Genomic DNA, 19,019 nt, shown 5'->3' on the forward strand with positions numbered 1-19,019 from the left:
CATGACCGCTGCAGCTCCCGAGCCGAAAGCGAACATGGGCAAGCCGGTGCCGCGCTATGACGCGGCCGCAAAGGTCACGGGCCGGGCGACATATGCGTCCGACATGCCGCTCGACAATCCAGCTTACGCGTTCCTGGTCACCAGCGCCATCGCCAAGGGCCGCATCGACAGTTTCGATCTCGACGATGCCAAGCGGGTCCGCAGCGTGATCGACATCGTCACGCACGAGAACGCTCCGAAGCTGAAGGAATCGAAACTGTTCAGCAATGGCGGCTATGCCGGCACCACGATCCAGCCGCTGAAATCGGCCGACATCGCCCATGACGGCCAGATCATCGCCGTCGTCATCGCCGAGAGTTACGAGGCGGCGCGCGAGGCCGCCAATCGCGTCAAGGTCAGCTACACGGCCGCGGCGCCGAGTGCGAGCTTCGACTCGCCGGGGACCACCACGGCAGCGGCAAAGGGGCAGAACGCACAGTTCAAGGAAGACCCGGAGGTCGGCGATTTCGCCAAGGCGTTCGACGCGGCCGAGGTCAAGCTCACCGCCTCTTATGAAACGCCGACCCAGCACCACAATCCGATGGAGCTGTTTACGACGAGCTGCGCCTGGATGGGCGACGAGCTCGTCGTCTACGAGGGCAGCCAGTACGTCTACGGCCTGAAGAACGGCGTCGCCGAGCAGCTCGGTATCGACGCCGACAAGGTCCGTGTCGTCAATCCCTATGTCGGCGGCGGCTTTGGTTCGCGCGGTTCGATGACGTCCCGCACTGCCATCATCGCCGGCATTGCCAAACGCCTGAACCGGCCGATCAAGCTGGTGCCGACCCGCGACCAGGGTTTCACCATCGCCACCTACCGCGCCGAGACGCGCCATGAGATCAGGCTTGGTGCGGGTCGGGACGGCAAGCTGGTGGCTTTGAGGCACGACGGCGCGGAGGTTTCGTCGCGTCCGGATGCCTATTGCGTCGGCGGCACCAAGACGACGACGCGGCTCTATGCCTGCCCGAACGTCGCAAGTCTGGTGTCGATCGTGCGCGCCGACCGCAATACGCCCGGCTTCATGCGCTCGCCGCCGGAGGTGCCGTATCTCTTCGCGCTGGAGAGCGCGATGGACGAGCTCGCTGTGAAGCTGAACATGGACCCCGTCGAGCTCCGCCGCATCAACGACACCACCGTCGAGCCGATCGGCGGCAAGCCCTATACGTCGCGGTCCTTGATGGCGTGCTTCGATGAGGCCGCGAAGGCGTTCGGCTGGGCGCAGCGTTCGCCGCAGCCGAAATCGATGTCGGACGGCGACTGGCTGGTCGGCTATGGCTGTGCTGCCACCTGCTATCCGACGCAGATGGCGCCGTCTGCCGCGCGCGTCCGCCTCCAGCGCGACGGCCGTACCCGGGTCGAGATCGCCGGTCACGAGATCGGCACCGGTGCGTATACCGTCATCGCCCAGACCGCGGCCGAGCGGCTCGGCGTGCCCCTGGAGAAGGTCGCGGTCTTCCTGGGTGACAGCGATCTGCCGCCGGCGCCCGTTGCCGGCGGTTCGAACTCGACTGCCAGCACCTGCTCGGCGGTGATGATGGTGTGCGACCGCATTCGCCAAAGGCTGTTCAAGGCCGTGATGCCGAGCGACAGCCTCGCCGACAAGGCCAAGGAGACTGTCGGCATCAGCCAGGCGCCGAGCACGCAGGCGGCGCAGAGCGATCGTCCACTCGATCTCGAGAAGGCCTTCGACGCGCTCGGCGTCGGCATCGTCGAGGAATACGGCGAGTGGAAGCCCGAAGGCGCGCCGCTGGATTCCTTCACGGCCATGCACAGCGGGCACGCGCGGCTCGTCGGTGGCCATCAGATGAAAGACAAGATCGCCTATGCCTTCGGTGCTGAGTTCGTCGAGGTCCGCGTCAACCGCTTTACCCATGAAATCCGCTGCCCCCGGCTGGTGGGAGCGTTTGCGGCGGGCCGCATCATGAATCCGCGCACGGCGCGCAGCCAGCTCATGGGCGGCCTGATCTGGGGCATGTCCTCGGCGCTGCTGGAGGCCACCGAGATCGACGAGCGCAATGCACGCTACGTCAACGATAATCTCGCCGACTATCTCGTGCCCGTGAATGCCGACGTGCCCGGTGTCGAAGTGATCCTGCTCTCCGAGCAGGACGACCGTATCAACCCGGCCGGCGTGAAAGGCCTTGGCGAGCTCGCCAATGTCGGCACCAATGCGGCGATCTGCAATGCGATCTATCACGCCACGGGCCAGCGCATCCGCAAGCTGCCCGTGCGGCTCGAAAATATCGAGGTGTGAGGGGTGGAAACGGCGTCAGCGTTGCACTAGACACCTTGCGCCTCAAACGGAAGGTCTCTTATGCAGCGTTTACAGCGCATGCTCCTCGCCATCATGTCGGCACTCGCGATCACCGTGATCGCCGGCGTGTCCGATTTCGTTTCCACCACGGCCTCGGCCCAGACCGCAGGGAAGACCATGACAACAGCTTCAGGTTTGCAGATTACCGATAGCGTCGCCGGCACCGGAGCTTCGCCCAAGCCGGGCCAGATCTGCGTGATGCACTACACCGGCTGGCTCTACGAGAACGGCCAGAAGGGCAAGAAATTCGACTCGTCAGTGGATCGCAACGAGCCTTTCGAATTCCCGATCGGCAAGGGCCGCGTCATCGCCGGCTGGGACGAGGGTGTTGCCTCCATGAAGGTCGGCGGCAAGCGCACGCTGATCATTCCGCCGCAGCTCGGCTATGGCGCCCGGGGCGCAGGCGGCGTGATCCCGCCGAACGCGACGCTGATGTTCGACGTGGAATTGCTCGGGGTGAAGTAAGCCCGCAAACAAAAAGACCGGCCTCTCGGCCGGTCTTTTCGCTTTGAGTGCGACGCCGTTACTCCGTCGCGCGCTTGGCCGCAGCGGCTGCGCGATCAACCGCGTCCTTCGCGGCGTCCTTGGCGTCGCCCATGGCCTGCTGGCCCTTGCCCTTCACTTCCTGGACTGCACCTTCACCCTTCAGGCGCTCGGATCCAGTGGCTTCGCCAACGCCCTGCTTGGCCTTGCCCATTGCCTCGTTTGCGGTGCCCTTGATCTTGTCGGTCGTGCTACCCATAAAACTCTCCTGCGGTTTGCTCGCCAAGACAACGTTCGACGGTTATGAGGGTTCCGATTTTGTTATGGCTCGATGTCGCGGCTTTGGGTTAGTTTGCCGCACACGGAACCAATAGAAAGCAAGTCCCATGACCGGCCATGACCATTCGCATTCCCACCATGACCACGATCACCACGATCGCTGGAAACATGACGGCGTGCGCGTCATTCCCGGCAACCAGCTCGATACCAACGTTCCGTCGACGGCGGGCATGGACCGCGCGGCCGCGATCAATTTCGCGCGCGTCGGTGCGCAGAAATTGTGGGCGGGCACGGTCAGCATCAAGCCCGACGCCAAGACCGGCGCGCATCACCACGGCCATCTCGAAAGCGTGATCTATGTGGTGAAGGGCAAGGCGCGGATGCGCTGGGGCGAGAGCCTGCAATTCACCGCAGAGGCCGGCCCCGGTGACTTCATTTTCGTGCCACCCTACGTGCCCCATCAGGAGATCAACGCCAGCGCGGACGAGGTGCTGGAATGCGTGCTGGTGCGCAGCGACGGCGAGGCGGTGGCGATCAACCTCGATATCGAGCCGGTCGAGAAGCCCGAGACCGTCCTGTGGGTCGATCCCATTCACCGCGATCCGAACGAGAAGAAGTGAGGATCGCCTGAAAGCCAGCGGGTTCTGTGTGACAGAACCTCGCGGGCAGGGCTCCAAAAAAGATCCGGAAGCCGTGTCGGATCGCCGCTTGGCCGTCCGTCCTTGGGCAGAACCCCGCCCAAGGAGCTCCGATGCCCAGGATGATTTTCCTCAATCTGCCCGTGACCGACCTCAAGCGCGCCACTGCCTTTTACGAGGCGGTCGGTGCGACCAGGAACCCGCAATTCAGCGACGAAACAGCGAGCTGCATGGTCTTTTCCGAGACCATCTACGCGATGCTGACGACCCACGAGAAATTCCGGCAGTTCACGCCGAAGCCGATCTCGGATGCAAAGACCTCAAACCAGGCGCTGTTCTGCCTGTCCGCCGATAGCCGGACCGAGGTCGACGATATCGTCAGCAAGGCCGCGGCTGCAGGCGGGGTGGCCGATCCCAGCCCGAAGGACGAATACAGCTTCATGTACGGCCGCAGCTTCGAGGATCCGGACGGCCACATGTGGGGCGTGAACTGGATGGACATGGCAGCCTTCGCGGCGCAGTCCGACATGGCGAACGCCTGATCTAACCCCACAACAGCAAGAAACCGAAGAGGAGCATTCAAGATGTCCAAGGTCGTTCCCTGCATGTGGTTCAACGGCGATGCCGAGGAAGCCGCGAAGTTCTACGTCTCGCTCGTGCCGAATTCGGCGATCACGCATGTTCAGCGCAACGTTTCAGATGGCCCGTCCGGCAAGGAAGGCTCCGTGCTCGTCGTCGAATTCTCGGTGGCGGGACAGCCTTTGGTCGCGCTCAACGGCGGCATGAAAATGGAATACACCCACGCGATCTCGCTGATGATCCATTGCGACGATCAGGCCCAGGTCGACAGCGTCTGGAATGCGTTCCTGGCCCATGGCGGCAAGGAAGAGCAGTGCGGCTGGCTCAGGGATCGCTGGGGCGTGGCCTGGCAGGTGGTGCCGAAGGTGATGTTCGAATTCCTCTCCAGCCCCGACAAGGCGGCTGCCGCACGCGCGATGCAGGCCATGATGAAGATGGTGAAGCTGGACGTGGAGGCGCTGCGGCGGGCGTTCGAGGGCAAGTCGGCGGCGTGAAGGGCGTGCCCTTGCCACATCCTCACTGTCATCGCCCGGCTTGACCGGGCGATCCAGTACGCCGAGACGGTCGTTGGTCAATCGATCGGCCGCGGCGTACTGGATGCCCCGGTCGAGCCGGGGCATGACAGCGGAATCTGAGCGAAGGCCCGCCGCTAATAATTGATCCGCAGCCCCACGCCGCCATGGATGGTGTTACCCACCGGCTGCGGGCCGAGCGTGCCGTTGGCGAACAGGTCGACGATCCAGCCCTTCTGCACGCGGAAGCCGAGCCGGCCGCCATATTCGAACCAGCCCTGGTTACCCATGGTCGGCACCACCATGCCGTCACCGGTCACGGTGGCGACGATGCCGCTATGGCTGGCGAATGACTGCACCCAGCCACCGTTAATGTTGGCCTCGATATTGCTGCCGTAGAGATGCGTCCACTGGCCGCCGATCTTGACCAGGCTGGTGCGGTCGGTGCCGGTCGCGATGCTGGCGTCGAACGGATTGAACGCCACTGCGCTGTCGGTATAGCCCGAGACACGCTGCCAGAGCTGCCAGACCTCGATCGAGGCGGCGACCTCGTCGCGGGGCGACACGCGGCTCATCCAGCCGGCGCGGCCATAAACGGCGTAGTTCGAGGCGTTGGTCGAACTCGTGACGTTCACCGGGCCGAGGTTGGTGTTGTAGCTGCGGGTGTAGCGCGCCTTCTCCCACGGCGTCAGGATCGTGCCGACGTCGAAGAACGGGCGCGACGAGCCCCAGTCGGTGAAATCATAGCGCAGCGCGAACGCGGCGATGGGAGCGCTTGTGATGTTGTAGCCGCCCTCGCTGTACTGCGTGTAGGCGATGCCGGCGAGCAGCGACAGATTGTTGGTCAGCTCCTTGCGGCCGTGGATGCCCGCTGAAAACGAGCCTGCGGAGCCGAACGCGCTGACGCAGTTGTTGCAATTGATCTGCTCGTTGACGCCGAGCAGCACCGTGCCAAGCACCCGGTTGGTGATCATCTGGTTGAAGCGCTGATTGGCAAGGACGCCGATCGAGCTGCCGCTTGAATCCGCGCCGGTTGGTGTCGGTGTCGGGCTCGGCGAGGATGACGGATAAGGGCTCGGCGACGATGACGGGGTGGGGCTGGGCGAGGGCGAGGGGCTGTAGGTCGGCGTCGGCGAGGGTGAATAGCTCGGCGCCGGGGTGGGCGTCGGCCCTCCGCACTCGGACTCGCAAATCGTGGCGGCTGCCGCCGGACGGGCCTCGACCGCGATCAACGCAAACGCAGCCACGACGGTCAGCACGCTCGCGAGCATGAAGCGCCTGACGTTGAATACTTCCATCGTTAGCGCCCGCACAGCATGCCGTCGTCTTGGGCGGGCGTGATGGTCGGCGACGCGTCCGCATATTGGCTGACCGCGCACAGTCCCGCGCTCGCGGCGCAGGTCGCGGCAAAGGTCCAGGGCGGCGTATTGGTCTTACTGATGGAGATCTTGCCGCCGGTCGAGGTGATGATTGCGGTGTCGCCGGGCTGGGTGAGCTGCACACACTGTTGGCTCGTCGTGCAGACACTGGCGGCGCCGTCCTGCAGCACGACGACCGAGCGGCCGCGCTGGGACAGGATATCGAGAGTGGTACCGCGCACGCCGATGGTCGCGAGCGGGGTCGTGATCTTGTAGGCGGTCTTCTCGGAATGTCCCGTGACGAAACGGAATGCGCCGGTCGTCATGCGGATCGCGACGTCGCGATAGCTGTGCTCGTCGTTGAAGACGGTGCGGTCGAGCTTGAGCGTGGCGCTCGGACCGAGCGACAGATTGGTGCTGTCCGCCATCACGAAGCGAGCCGCGCTGCCGGCGCCGGTGCGCACGGTCTCGTCCCGCAGCATGCTGTCGCCGACGCTGATCGGCGTCGTGGTCGAGGCCACGCGAACGACTTCATTCTGGATCAAGACGGCTTCACCGACGCGCGTCTGGGCTTGGGCGCAAGGGGCCGCGCACAAGAGGGTCGACAACAGCGTGGAGAAAAGCCAGAAACGCAAATTCATTTCGCAACCGATCGATGTGTCCCTGATCGTACCGGATCACGCGCGCTTGCGATGTGGCGGAATTATCACAAGCAGCGCGAGACCTGCGTTATGCTTAGTGACAGTTGCGGCAGAATGCGTTCAATGAAAACCGCGATCTCTATTATTCTCCGCGGTGACGCAAAATTGCCACGCAAGACATCCCCACAAACGCGACTTGACTTGCCTGCGGTTCCGAAGGTGTCGCGGAGCGCAGTGATTGCTGTCGCGATTTTCCTGGTCGCGCATCTTGCCCTGCTGATTGGCCTGACGACGCCGGAGAAGTTCGTCTTCGACGAAGTGCACTACGTGCCGGCGGCGCGGCAGATGCTGGCACCAGCGGTGTCGCAATCGATGCTCAATCCGATGCATCCACCTTTGGCGAAAGAGCTGATCGCGCTATCGATCGCGGCCTTTGGCGACAGCGCGCTGGGCTGGCGCTATCCCGCGACATTGTTCGGCGCGCTCGCGATCGTCGCGATCTATCTGTGCGGCCTCGCGCTGTTCGCCGCGCAAGGGCCTGCGATCGCCGCCGCGCTGATCGCCGCCTGCAACCAGATGCTGTACGTGCAGGCGCGCGTCGCGATGCTCGACATTTTTGCACTCGGCTTCGGCCTGCTCGCGATTGCCGCCTTCATGCATGGCTTTCGAAAGGATCGTCCCCATGCATTATTCGCGGCTGCCGGCAGCCTGTTCGGCTGTGCGGCCGCCTGCAAATGGAGCGGCCTGTTTCCGCTCGGAATCTGCATCGTCATCGTCGCGGTGATCCGCCTGATGCAGGGCTGGCACACCCTGTTTGCCGACGCGAAGCCGGGGGATTGGTACCGGCCTGATCTCTGGCCCGACTTCAGATTACATCACGTCGTGCTCTGCTTCACCGTCCTGCCCGCGATGACATATCTTGCGGCCTTCGTCCCACTCCACGGCGTGTCGCTGCCGGATCTGGTCGAGGCGCAGCGCCGGATCTTCGCGGACAACACCACCACTGCCATCGCCGGCCACACTTATATGAGCGCCTGGCCGTCATGGCCGCTGCTCGCGCGCCCGGTGTGGTTCCTGTTCGACAAGACCGTGGACGACAATGTCTCCGCGATCGTCTTTCTCGGTAACCCCCTGGTGCTGTGGCCGACGCTGCTCGCGCTCGCCGTCGTGCTGCGCGATTTCGTCGTCGCGCGTCGCCGGGATGCGTTCCTGATCGCGGTCTTCTATTTCGGGTCCTGGCTCGCCTGGGCGTTGCTGCCGCGTACGCTCGCCTTCATCTATTACTATCTGCCGGCTGCGACCGTGGCGTCGCTCGCGCTGGTCTACGTGCTGCGGCGGGACGGTCTACCGGGCTGGCTGTTGTGGGCCTATGTCGGGGTCGTCGCGATCGGCTTTGCCGCCATGCTGCCGATCTCGGCGGCCTTCGTCGGCACATCGATGCAGACCTTCAATCGGCTGATGCTCTTCCAAAGCTGGATATGAAATCGCCGCCCGCCGGGAGAACGGCAGGCGGCGTCTTGATGGGCGACAATTTGGGAATTACTTCGACGCGGTCTTGGTGTCCATGTTCACGACCTGGACGCGGCGGTTGATCGGGTCGGCGCCGTTGGCGGCGTCCTTCAGCTTGGTCTTGCCGTAGCCGACGGTGACGAGATCGGTACCGGTGAGACCGTAGTTCTGCACCAGGTATTTCTTGATGGTGTCGGCCCGCCGCTCGGAGAGCCCCTGATTGTAGGCCTCGGTGCCGACCGCATCGGTGTGGCCGGCGACGACGAAGGTCGAGCCCTTCAACGAGGGATCGGACAGCGCCTTGCCGAGCGCCTGTACCGACGGCACCGACGTCTTGGCGATGTCGGCCGAGTTGTAGTCGAACTGGATCTCCAGATCGATCTTCGGCTTGGTCGCGGCGAGTTCGGCAATCTGCTCGCGCTCGCCCGTCGACAGCGACCGCGTCGAGCGGTTGCGCACGGTGTTCAGGAACGTCGATTCCTTGGCCTGGACCGCCGGATCAACCTGCGGACCTGCGGACAGACCCCGGGTCACGGGCTTCGGCTTCAGTGCATCCAGGATCTGGTTGGTAGAGACATTGCCGTCGCCGGCCATCGCCAGGCCGGCTGTCATCGACAGAATTGCCGAGAGGGTCACCGCCTTCAGTGCAAAAGACTTATTGAAACGGGTCATTGTCGTATCCTCGTTGTGACGCCTGATGGCTATTTGATGCTGCGAGCATAGGGCAGGTTCAAAAGCCCTGGTGTGATCTTGGTCACGGTGGAAACGGGGCCGTCCTGGACCACGGCAGCGTATTTCAAGCGGTTTCGGTTCATAGAGAGCCGACCCGCGGTCCGCTCCGAGGAGGGGCGCCAGCGCGGGAAGAGAAGTGGTCGCACACCTCTCCGGCGATGGTTCGAGCCGTCGCAGTCCTGTCGTGATCCGCATCACTGAGGACCGCCGCGCCGAGGTGCCGCTCGGGCGGCGGGGCCGGTTCACTCCAGGAAACCCATGCTCACCGATTGTCGCAAAGCCGTCGCGTGTTGGCCTGTCTGTGAACAATTTTTCGGCCAGATGGACGCCTAGCAGGGCACAGCCTCCGACAAGCGCAAACGAAGGGAGCCGAGTTCCACCCAGTGCCGAGGCCAAGTGATTATCAGTTCTATCGCAGTGGCCCGCCGGATCGGACCGTGTCCCTGAGCTCCATGCCCATCTATATCGGGGCGGCGATGATCGCGGTGGCGATCCTGCTGTCGACACTGATCACGGGGCTGACCTCCCGCTATGTCGGGCTTCAAGCGCCAACCGACGAGAACATGTGGCTGGTCGATCGTCTCACCGGCAACGTCTATCGCTGCCAGGCGGAGGAGCGCGGCAAGGCCTCGTGCGAACCCGATGTCGCAACAGGCAGCGTCGGCGACCGGTCCAAAGCCCCGAAAGCCGGCCGATGAGTCCTCCCGTCTTCGCACCGCAGCAAGAAATTGTCTTCTCCACAAAACGTCTTCGCCGGAGAATACGTATTGCGAAGGCCGGCATGACGCCGGTTTCGTTTTACGGAGGAGACTTTTCGATGAAAATCTTGCTCACAGCTGCAGCTTTGGTCGCGTTCGCCGTTTCCCCTGCATCTGCCGCGATGATGGCGTGCACCAGCGACAATATGATGAAGTCCGCCGCCATGATGGGCGGCACGGCGGATACGCCGGCCAAGACGGCCATGAACAAGGAAATGGCCATGGCCAACACCGACATGAGCAACGGCAAGATGAAAAGCGCCTGCATGCATTACATGAAGGCGCAGAAGGCCATGTCGATGAAGTAGCAAGCGCCTTCCGACCGCGCTGTCAGCAGATGGCGGCGCGGTTTTTCCTTGTCCGCTCCTGGATCGGCTTCTTGGCTGGATGCGAATCCCGCTACACTGCATTCCGCAATGTCCCGCGCGCCCAAACCGATTCCACTCACCACGACACAGGCCCGGCAAATCTGGCTTCATGCCCAGCGGCTGGACGAGCGCGCGCCGTTCGGTGACGGCGCGCAAGCCGTCTCCGACGCGGTCGCCCATCTCGGCTATGTGCAGATCGACACCATCAACGTGATCGAGCGCTGCCATCATCACATCCTGTTCAGCCGGATTCCGTCCTACCGGCGCGCCGACCTGCGCCATGCCCAGAGCGTCGACAAGAGCGTCTTTGAATATTGGACGCATGCGCTGTCTTACGTGCCGGCCGGCGACTTCCGCTTCTTCCTGCCGGCGATGTGCGAGCACCGCCGCGAGGGGCACAAATGGTTCGCCTCGGTGAAACCTGCCGACATGCGCAAGGTGATGCGGCTGGTGCGCGCCGGCCCGCTGACGATCCGCGACATCGAGGACGACGTGCTCACCGAGAAGGAGCATCTCTGGCAAAGCCGAAAACCCTCGAAGCGGGCATTGCAGCTCGCCTTCTACATGGGTGCCGTGACCGTCAGCGAGCGCCAGGGCATGCTCAAGACTTATGAGCTGATGACGCGCCATTTCGGCTGGGACAAGCTGCCGAAGCCGGCGTCGGCAAAGGACATCACGGTCTATCTGCTCGATCGCGCGCTGCGATCGCAAGGTGTCGTGAGCCTCGATTCGGTCTGCCATCTCAACGCGCCGCGCAAGCCGGCGGTGGCTGCCCTGATCGGCTCGCGCGTCCGCCGTGGCGAGCTCGTGCCTGTCGCCATCGACGGTGCCGGCAAGCAGGAGCACTGGGCAGTGCCGGCTGCGCTCGAGCCGGGCGAGTGCGCGCCGCCGGATCTGGTCCATATCCTGTCGCCGTTCGATCCGCTGATCATCCAGCGCAAGCGCACCAATCTCATTTTCGGTTACAACCATTTGTTCGAGGCCTATGTGCCGAAGGCCAAACGCAAGCTCGGCTATTTCGCGCTGCCCGTGCTGGTCGGCGACGAGATCGTCGCCGCGCTCGATCTGAAGACCGACCGGCAGGCGAAGAAGCTGCTGATGCAGAAATGGACCTGGGTCGGCGAGGGGAAGAAGACCGCGGGGCGCAAGGAGCTCAAACGGAAGATCGAGGAGGAGCTCGATCGCTTTGCGAAGTTTCAATTGGCAGAGTAGTTGTGCGCGGCGGGGATCACCGAGCTCTGTCGTAGCGCAACGTGGTGGCCGGCTGCGCCCCTTGCATTGCTTGCTCCATTGACTCTTTCGCGGCGATGCTCAAAACCCCGGATCAGCCCATAAAAGCAACAACCCGGGGGAAGCCATGAGCCAGACCACGACCTATGCCGGTTCGACCGGCGCAGCCAAGTCGGAAATCGAGACCTCGACGATCCGCGCCATCTCCTGGCGCCTGATCCCGTTCCTGGTGCTGGCCTATTTCTTCTCCTATCTCGACCGCGTCAATCTCGGCTTCGCCGCGCTGACCATGAATGCCGAGCTGAAATTCACGCCGCTGATCTTCTCCTGGGGCGCCGGCATCTTCTTCATCGGCTATTTCATCTTCGAGGTGCCGAGCAATCTGGCGCTGGAGAAGTTCGGCGCCAGCCGCTGGATCGCCCGCATCATGGTGACCTGGGGCATCATCTCGGCGCTGATGGCGCTCACGAGCGGGGTCACGAGCTTCTACGTGCTGCGCTTCCTGCTCGGCGTCGCCGAAGCCGGCTTCTTCCCGGGCATCATCCTCTATCTCACTTATTGGTATCCGGCCGAATATCGCGCCCGCTTCCTCGCGGCCTTCGCCATCGCCGTTCCGGTCTCCACCGTGATCGGCGCGCCGGTCTCTGGCCTGCTGCTCGGCCTCGACGGGGCCATGGGCCTGAAGGGCTGGCAGTGGCTGTTCATCATTGAGGGCATTCCCTCCGTGCTGCTCGGCATCGTCACCTGGTTCTATCTCACCGACAGGCCAGAGAAGGCGGATTGGCTCTCGGCCGAGCAGAAGGCCTGGCTCAAGACCAAGCTCGATGCCGAGATCGCGGCCAAGCAGGCGGTGAAGCATATGTCGCTCGGCGAGGCGCTGACCTCACCTAAGGTGATCATGCTGAGCCTCGTCTATTTCGGCTTCGTCGGCGCGCTCTATGGCATGCAGTTCTGGCTGCCGCAGATCGTCAAGGCGTTCGGCCTCACCAACGCCCAGACCGGCTTCGTCACCGCGATTCCGTATCTGTTCGGCACCATCGCAATGATCCTGTGGGCGCGGCATTCCGATGCCACGCGCGAGCGCGTGATGCATGTCGGCGCGCCGTTGCTGCTCACCGCCGTCGCTCTCGGCGTCTCCAGCTATCTCACCGACCCCACCCTGACGATGATCGTGCTGACGGTTGCCGCGATCGGCGTGTTCTGCTGCTTCGGCGTGTTCTGGACCCTGCCGACGGCCTGGCTCTCCGGCACGGCGGCGGCCGGCGCCATCGCTCTGATCAACTCGATCGGCAATCTCGCCGGGTTCGGCGGACCGTATCTGATCGGCTGGGTCAAGGAAGCCACCGGGCAGACCTCGACCGGACTGCTCGTGCTCGCGGTGCTGCCGCTGATCGCCGGCATCCTGGTCTTCATCGGTGGCCACGACAGCAAGCACGAGTTCGCCGAACAGGGGCGGTAGCCTCGAAATGTCGCCCTGGCGAAAGCCAGGCCCATTCCGTGCGGTCCCTCTGGGCCGCGGCGCGACGCTCTCTTCCAACAGTCCGGGCTTTCCGCCAAGGGCAGCGGGGAGGTTACCACCTCTTAACGATCACGCTTTCCTGATGACTGACGATTATTGACTTTCATCAGTGATTAGTCGACATTCCTCTCATTGCAGCCGAGGGAGTGTCCTCCGATGTTCGTCCGATCCGTTTTGTCCAGCTATTCGAGGCTTTTGGCCGGTGTTTCGCTGGCGCTGATGGCTGCCGCCCTCGCTGGGTGCAATGACACCGTCGCTGAAAAGGCCGACCCGCCGCGGCCGGTCCTGGTCGCCACCGCCCACTACGATGCCGAAAAGCCCGAGCGCAGCTTCGTCGGCACGATCAGGCCGCGGATCGAGAGCGATCTGGGCTTTCGGGTCGCGGGCAAGGTCGCCAAGCGTCTGGTCGAAGTTGGCCAGACCGTCGAGATCGGTCAGCCGCTCGCGGTCCTCGATGAGGTCGATCTGAAGCTCCAGGCCGAGCAAGCCGTCGCCGAACAGACCGCTGCGACCGGCGTGCTGGCCCAGGCCGCCGCGGCCGAGCAGCGCGCCAAGGATTTGAAGGCCAAGGGCTGGACCACCGACGCGCAGCTGGATTCGAGCCGCGCCGCTGCCGACGAGGCCCGCGCCCGCCTGAACCGGGCCGAGCGCTCGGTCGAGCTGACCAACAATTCCCTTTCCTACGCGACGCTCAACGCCGACGCCCGTGGCGTCGTCACCGCAACGCTGATCGAGCCTGGCCAGGTGGTTGCCGCAGGCCAGACCTCGATCCGTGTCGCCCGCTTTGCCGAAAAGGAAGCGGTCGTCGCGATCCCTGAGACGCTGGTCGGACGTGCCAAATCGGGCGCCGCCAGCGTCACTCTTTGGTCGGAGCCGGGCAAAAAGTACACGGCCAAGCTGCGCGAGATCGCGCCCACCGCGGATCCCGCCACGCGCACCTATCTTGCCAAGTTTTCGCTGCCCGAGGCCGACGACAAGGTCTCGCTCGGCATGACCGCGACGCTGACGCTGTCGGACGCCGCCACCGAACGCGTCGCGCGGCTGCCGCTGTCGGCGCTGTTCAACGAAGGCGGCAAGCCGTCCTTCTACGTCGTCGACGACAACGGCGCGGTCACGCTGAAGCCGGTCGTGGTGAAGTCCTACGAGAGCAACGACGTCGTCATCACCGGTGGTGTCGAAGAGGGCGCCAAGATCGTCGCCCTCGGCGTTCAGAAGCTCGATCCGGGCCAGAGGGTGCGGATCGTGTCGTCACTGTCCTTTTAAGTCTCGCTTACGAGTTACGTCGTGTGAGGTGAGTTTCGGCCCGAGCGCAAATGCTGGGGCTGAAGCGGCGAAGCGATCCAGAACCTGCCCAGCCCCCTGGATTGCTTCGCTGCCTCGCGACGACGCGTTCAACAGAGTGGCTGTGGTTTTTTGCAACCGGATCATCTTTGGAGAGTGCGATGAAGCGCTTCAATCTTTCGGCCTGGGCCGTCAGCCATCCGACGCTGATCCTGTTCCTGATGCTCATACTCGGCGTCGCCGGATTCTTCTCCTATCAGAAGCTCGGTCGCGCCGAGGATCCGTTCTTCACGGTGAAGGTGGTCAACGTCTCCGTGCTGTGGCCGGGCGCGACAGCGCAGGAAATGCAGGCGCAGGTCGCCGATCCCATCGAGAAGAAGATCCAGGAGCTGCCCTACTTCGAGAAGGTGCAGACCTATTCCAAGCCCGGATTCACTGCGCTCCAGGTGACCTTCCGCGATTCTACGCCGCCGAAGGACGTGCCGTATCTCTTTTATCTGCTGCGCAAGAAGCTGGTCGACGTGCAGGGCCAGCTGCCCGCAGGGATTCTCGGGCCCGTCGTCAACGACGAATTCTCCGACGTCGATTCCATCCTCTACATGATGACGGGCGACGGCGCCGACTACGCCCAGCTCAAGAAGGTCTCGGAAGGTTTCCGTCAGCGCCTTCTGAAGGTGCCGGGCGTGACCAAGGTCGACGTTTACGGCAACCAGGATGAGCGCATCTTCGTCGAGTTCAGCCATGCCAAGCTCGCCACGCTCGGCATCACGCCGCAGGCGCTGTTCGATTCGCTCGCCAAGCAGAACAACGTGACGCCGGCCGGCACGGTCGAGACCTCGTCGCAGCGCGTGCCGCTGCGCGTCACCGGTGCGCTCGACGGCGCCAAGGCCGTCGCCGAAACCCCGGTCGAGAGCAACGGCCGCGTGTTCCGCCTCGGCGACATCGCCACCGTCACCCATGGCTATGTCGACCCGCCGAGCTTCATCGTGCGCCAGGAAGGCAAGGCCGCGATCGGCATCGGCGTCGTCACCGCCAAGGGCGCCAACATCCTCGATCTCGGCAAGGAGGTCGAGAAGGCGACGGCTGAATTCATGAAGGCGGTGCCGCAGGGCGTCGACGTCAAACTGATCGCCGACCAGCCCAAGGTGGTCGAGCACGCGGTCGGCGAGTTCGTACACTCTTTCATGGAAGCCCTCGTCATCGTGCTGTTCGTGTCGTTCCTGGCGCTTGGCTGGCGCACCGGCATCGTGGTCGCATTGTCGGTGCCCCTGGTGCTCGGCATCGTCTTCGTCGTCATGAACACGATGTCGCTCGACCTGCACCGCATCACGCTCGGTGCGCTGATCATCGCGCTCGGCCTGCTGGTGGATGACGCCATCATTGCCGTCGAGATGATGGTGGTGAAGATGGAGCAGGGCTGGGACCGCATGCGTGCGGCGTCCTTTGCCTGGGAATCCACTGCGTTTCCGATGCTCACGGGAACGCTGGTCACGGCCGCTGGCTTCCTCCCCATCGGCTTTGCCAATTCCGCGGTCGGCGAATATGCCGGCAGCATCTTCTGGATCGTGGCGATCGCGCTGGTCGCGTCCTGGTTCGTGGCGGTGATCTTCACGCCCTATATCGGCGTCATGCTGCTGCCCAACATCAAGGTGCACCACAATCACGATCCGCACGCGGTCTACGAGACCCGCATGTATCGGGGCCTGCGCGCCATCGTGCAGTGGTGCGTCGACCACCGCATCACCGTGGTGGTCGCGACCGTCGGCGTCTTCATCGCCTCGATCGTCGGTTTCGGCCACGTCCAGCAGCAGTTCTTCCCGCTGTCCGAGCGTCCCGAGCTGTTCCTCCAGCTTCGCCTGCCCGAGGGCACCGCCTTCAACGTCACCGAAAAGGCGGTGAAGAAGGCCGAGACCATGCTCAAGGACGACAAGGACATCGAGACCTACACGGCCTATGTCGGACAGGGCTCGCCGCGCTTCTGGCTCGGCCTCAATCCGCAGCTTCCGAACGAGGCTTTTGCCGAAATCGTCATCGTCGCGAAGGGCGTCGAGGCGCGCGAGCGCATCAAGGCTAAGCTTGAAAACGCCGTTGCCGACGGCGCGCTCAACGAGGCCCGCGTGCGCGTCGACCGCTTCAATTTCGGTCCCCCCGTTGGTTTTCCCGTGCAGTTTCGCGTCATCGGACCCGACGCCAACAAGGTGCGCGAGATCGCCTACCAGGTCCGCGACGTCATGCGGCAGAACAAGAGCGTCAAGGACGTCCAGCTCGACTGGAACGAGCAGTCGCCTTACCTCAAGCTTGTCGTCGACCAGGATCGCGCACGCGCCATGGGCCTGACCCCGCAGGACGTGTCGCAGGCGCTGTCGATGCTGATCTCGGGCTCGCAGGTGACGACCGTGCGCGACGGCATCGAAAAGGTCGGCGTGGTCGCGCGCGCCGTCTCGTCCGAGCGGCTCGACCTCGGCGCCGTCGGCGATCTCACCATCACCTCGCGCAACGGCGTGGCCGTGCCGCTGCAGCAGATCGCCAAGATCGAGTATGCGCACGAGGAACCGATCATGTGGCGGCGTAACCGCGACATGGCGATCACCGTGCGCTCCGACGTCGTCGACGGCGTGCAGGCGCCCGACGTCACCGGCCAGATCGCGCCGAAGCTGAAGGCGATCAAGGACAACCTGGAGCCGGCCTACCGCATCGAGGCGGGCGGCGCGTTCGAGGAATCCGCCAAGGGCAACGCCTCGATCTTCATTCTCTTCCCGCTGATGGTCATGGTGATGCTGACGCTGCTGATGTTCCAGCTGCAGAGCTTCTCGCGCCTGATCCTGGTGTTTCTGACTGCGCCGCTCGGCATTGTCGGCGCCTCGTTCGGGCTCAACATCGCCAACGCCCCGTTCGGCTTCGTGGCGCTGCTCGGCCTGATCGCGCTTGCCGGCATGATCATGCGCAACGCGGTCATCTTGGTGGATCAGATCGAGACCGACGTCTCGCACGGCCTGACCCGCCGCGAGGCGATCGTGGAGGCCACCGTCCGCCGCGCCCGTCCGGTGGTGCTGACGGCGCTTGCCGCCATCCTCGCCATGATCCCGCTGTCGCGCTCGGCGTTCTGGGGGCCGATGGCGATCACCATCATGGGTGGCTTGTTCGTCGCGACCTTCCTGACGCTGCTGTACCTGCCGGGCCTCTACGCCCTCTGGTTCCGCAAGAGCCTGGATGAGGCGGGCACGCCCGAGCAGCCTGCCGCGCCGCAGCATGGGAGCGATGACCAGAACGCAATTCCGCTTGCTGAGGCGGCTGAATAAGTGAAGATGAACTGCTGATTGACGAGTCTGACAGATGACACTGGTTTCGGAACATATCGAAGGCGACACCCGGGAACGCATTCTCGAGGTGGCCGAGAGGCTGTTCCGCCAGATCGGCTATCTCAAGACCACGGTCGGCGACATCGCCAAGGAGCTCAAGATGAGCCCCGCCAACGTCTATCGCTTCTTCGAATCGAAGAAGGCGATCCATCAGGCGGTGGCCCGTTCGCTAATGGGCGAGGTCGAGCTGGAAGCGCAGCGGATCGTGGCCAGGCCCGGTCCGGTACTGCCGCGATTCCGTGAGCTGCTCACCACCATCAATCGCATGAACACCGAGCGCTATGTCGGCGACAATAAGCTGCACGAGATGGTCGAGATCGCGATGCAGGAGGACTGGGACGTCTGCGTCAACCACATGGAGTGCATTGCCGGGGTCATCGGCCAGATGATCACGCAAGGCGTGGCTTCCGGCGAGTTCGAGGCGCCGGACCTGCAACTGGCTGCGCTGTGCGCCTGCACCGCGATGATGCGCTTTTTCCCCCCCCAGATGATCGCCCAGTGCGCTACCAAGCCGGGCCCGACCATCGACCAGATGATCGATTTCGTCATCGCGGGATTGTCCCCGCGCCACTGACGCGGCGGCGGATTTCCTCCTATAAGCAGGCCGACCGCCACGGAATGACGGCTGATGGCGGGCAAGGACGGATCAACAAACTCCGTCATTGCGAGCTTTGCGAAGCAATCCAGACTGTCTCTGCGGAGGGATTTTGGATTGCTTCGCTGCGCTCGCAATGACGAGAAGGAAACAGCGCGTGACCGACAAAGACCTGCACTTCTACGAGCCCGCCAAGGGCCACGGCCTCAAGCACGATCCCTTCAACGCCATCGTCGCGCCGCGGCCGATCGGCTGGATTTCGTCGCGCGACACCAACGGCCACGTCAACCTCGCGCCCTACAGCTTCTTCAACGCTTTCTGCTACGTCCCCCCGATCATCGGCTTCTCCTCCACCAACTGGAAGGACACGGTCGAAAACATCCAGCAGACCGGCGAGTTCGTCTGGAACCTCGCCACCATGGACCTGGCCAGGCACATGAACGCGACTGCGGCGCATGTTGGCCCTGAGGTCGACGAGTTCAAAGTTGCGGGCCTCACCGCCGTGCCCGGCAGGCTCGTCAACGTGCCGCGCGTCGGCGAGAGTCCCGTCGCCTTCGAATGCAAGGTGTCCGATATCGTCCGCCTCAAGGGCGCCGACGGCAAGGAAGCCAATGCCTGGCTGACGCTCGGCGAGGTCGTTGCCGTCCACATCGACAAGGCCATGATCAAGGACGGCGTCTACCAGACCGCCGCCGCCCGCCCGATCGTACGCGCCGGCCGCAGCGGGGATTATTTCGAAATCAAGCCGGAAAACATGTTCGAGATGGTGCGGCCGGATTAGACCGGCCGACCGCGAAGCCATCCCCTCCCGGAACTGCCACCACG

18 protein-coding genes are annotated in these 19,019 nt (G+C 63.8%); 14 read left to right on the forward strand and 4 right to left on the reverse strand.

The window, feature by feature from the left end; genetic code table 11:
• The first annotated feature begins 1 nt into the window (after position 1).
• A complete protein-coding gene (locus tag ACFQX9_RS18675) occupies positions 2 to 2,293 on the forward strand; it encodes a xanthine dehydrogenase family protein molybdopterin-binding subunit (RefSeq protein WP_377790020.1) in 2,292 nt (763 codons plus the stop codon).
• 60 nt (positions 2,294 to 2,353) lie between these two features.
• Positions 2,354 to 2,818, forward strand: a complete 465-nt coding sequence (locus ACFQX9_RS18680) for an FKBP-type peptidyl-prolyl cis-trans isomerase (protein ID WP_026232858.1) — start codon at positions 2,354 to 2,356, stop codon at positions 2,816 to 2,818.
• 58 nt (positions 2,819 to 2,876) lie between these two features.
• Here ACFQX9_RS18680 and ACFQX9_RS18685 read toward each other — a convergent pair whose 3' ends face one another.
• Positions 2,877 to 3,095, reverse strand: a complete 219-nt coding sequence (locus tag ACFQX9_RS18685; protein WP_007606928.1) for a CsbD family protein — start codon at positions 3,093 to 3,095, stop codon at positions 2,877 to 2,879.
• Between the two features lie 127 nt (positions 3,096 to 3,222).
• Here ACFQX9_RS18685 and ACFQX9_RS18690 point away from each other — a divergent pair, with 127 nt between their 5' ends.
• The 3 genes from ACFQX9_RS18690 (at position 3,223) to ACFQX9_RS18700 (ending at position 4,826) form a co-directional block, all read left to right on the forward strand.
• Positions 3,223 to 3,735: a cupin domain-containing protein gene (locus ACFQX9_RS18690; protein ID WP_085349946.1), complete on the forward strand. Its 513-nt coding sequence runs from the start codon at positions 3,223 to 3,225 to the stop codon at positions 3,733 to 3,735.
• A 131-nt stretch (positions 3,736 to 3,866) separates the two neighbouring features.
• On the forward strand, positions 3,867 to 4,295 hold the full coding sequence (locus tag ACFQX9_RS18695; RefSeq protein ID WP_026232857.1) for a VOC family protein: 429 nt from the start codon (positions 3,867 to 3,869) through the stop codon (positions 4,293 to 4,295).
• A gap of 42 nt (positions 4,296 to 4,337) precedes the next feature.
• Positions 4,338 to 4,826, forward strand: a complete 489-nt coding sequence (locus ACFQX9_RS18700) for a VOC family protein (protein ID WP_247372609.1) — start codon at positions 4,338 to 4,340, stop codon at positions 4,824 to 4,826.
• 155 nt (positions 4,827 to 4,981) lie between these two features.
• Here the strand turns inward: ACFQX9_RS18700 and ACFQX9_RS18705 are convergent, their stop codons facing one another.
• Both ACFQX9_RS18705 and ACFQX9_RS18710 read right to left on the reverse strand, forming a co-directional pair.
• Positions 4,982 to 6,142, reverse strand: a complete 1,161-nt coding sequence (locus ACFQX9_RS18705; RefSeq protein ID WP_377790022.1) for a hypothetical protein — start codon at positions 6,140 to 6,142, stop codon at positions 4,982 to 4,984.
• Between the two features lie 2 nt (positions 6,143 to 6,144).
• Positions 6,145 to 6,843: a FecR family protein gene (locus tag ACFQX9_RS18710; RefSeq protein WP_346731706.1), complete on the reverse strand. Its 699-nt coding sequence runs from the start codon at positions 6,841 to 6,843 to the stop codon at positions 6,145 to 6,147.
• A gap of 51 nt (positions 6,844 to 6,894) precedes the next feature.
• Between ACFQX9_RS18710 and ACFQX9_RS18715 the strand changes: the two genes are divergently transcribed.
• Positions 6,895 to 8,325 (forward strand): phospholipid carrier-dependent glycosyltransferase, encoded by a 1,431-nt coding sequence (locus ACFQX9_RS18715; RefSeq protein ID WP_377790023.1) that lies wholly within the window; start codon positions 6,895 to 6,897, stop codon positions 8,323 to 8,325.
• 57 nt (positions 8,326 to 8,382) lie between these two features.
• Here the strand turns inward: ACFQX9_RS18715 and ACFQX9_RS18720 are convergent, their stop codons facing one another.
• Positions 8,383 to 9,024: an OmpA family protein gene (locus ACFQX9_RS18720; RefSeq protein ID WP_247299603.1), complete on the reverse strand. Its 642-nt coding sequence runs from the start codon at positions 9,022 to 9,024 to the stop codon at positions 8,383 to 8,385.
• A 512-nt stretch (positions 9,025 to 9,536) separates the two neighbouring features.
• Between ACFQX9_RS18720 and ACFQX9_RS18725 the strand changes: the two genes are divergently transcribed.
• The 8 genes from ACFQX9_RS18725 (at position 9,537) to ACFQX9_RS18760 (ending at position 18,975) form a co-directional block, all read left to right on the forward strand.
• Positions 9,537 to 9,782: a hypothetical protein gene (locus ACFQX9_RS18725; RefSeq protein ID WP_018455000.1), complete on the forward strand. Its 246-nt coding sequence runs from the start codon at positions 9,537 to 9,539 to the stop codon at positions 9,780 to 9,782.
• 119 nt (positions 9,783 to 9,901) lie between these two features.
• Complete coding sequence (locus ACFQX9_RS18730; RefSeq protein WP_007595197.1) at positions 9,902 to 10,150, forward strand: hypothetical protein; 249 nt, start codon at positions 9,902 to 9,904, stop codon at positions 10,148 to 10,150.
• A gap of 108 nt (positions 10,151 to 10,258) precedes the next feature.
• Complete coding sequence (locus ACFQX9_RS18735) at positions 10,259 to 11,422, forward strand: winged helix-turn-helix domain-containing protein (protein ID WP_018454999.1); 1,164 nt, start codon at positions 10,259 to 10,261, stop codon at positions 11,420 to 11,422.
• A 145-nt stretch (positions 11,423 to 11,567) separates the two neighbouring features.
• On the forward strand, positions 11,568 to 12,899 hold the full coding sequence (locus ACFQX9_RS18740) for an MFS transporter (protein ID WP_018454998.1): 1,332 nt from the start codon (positions 11,568 to 11,570) through the stop codon (positions 12,897 to 12,899).
• Between the two features lie 216 nt (positions 12,900 to 13,115).
• The gene (locus ACFQX9_RS18745) at positions 13,116 to 14,222 is read left to right on the forward strand and encodes an efflux RND transporter periplasmic adaptor subunit (protein ID WP_377790025.1); all 1,107 of its coding nucleotides are present in this window, start codon (positions 13,116 to 13,118) and stop codon (positions 14,220 to 14,222) included.
• Positions 14,223 to 14,401: 179 nt separating this feature from the next.
• Positions 14,402 to 17,539 (forward strand): efflux RND transporter permease subunit, encoded by a 3,138-nt coding sequence (locus ACFQX9_RS18750; RefSeq protein WP_204513810.1) that lies wholly within the window; start codon positions 14,402 to 14,404, stop codon positions 17,537 to 17,539.
• A gap of 34 nt (positions 17,540 to 17,573) precedes the next feature.
• Positions 17,574 to 18,173, forward strand: coding sequence for a TetR/AcrR family transcriptional regulator (locus ACFQX9_RS18755; RefSeq protein WP_377790027.1), 600 nt, complete (start codon positions 17,574 to 17,576; stop codon positions 18,171 to 18,173).
• Positions 18,174 to 18,351: 178 nt separating this feature from the next.
• Positions 18,352 to 18,975, forward strand: a complete 624-nt coding sequence (locus tag ACFQX9_RS18760) for a flavin reductase family protein (RefSeq protein ID WP_026232855.1) — start codon at positions 18,352 to 18,354, stop codon at positions 18,973 to 18,975.
• The last annotated feature ends 44 nt before the right edge of the window (positions 18,976 to 19,019 follow it).

The organism is Bradyrhizobium sp. GCM10028915, from assembly GCF_042666195.1.
In the GTDB taxonomy this organism is placed as follows: Bacteria; Pseudomonadota; Alphaproteobacteria; order Rhizobiales; family Xanthobacteraceae; genus Bradyrhizobium; species Bradyrhizobium canariense_D.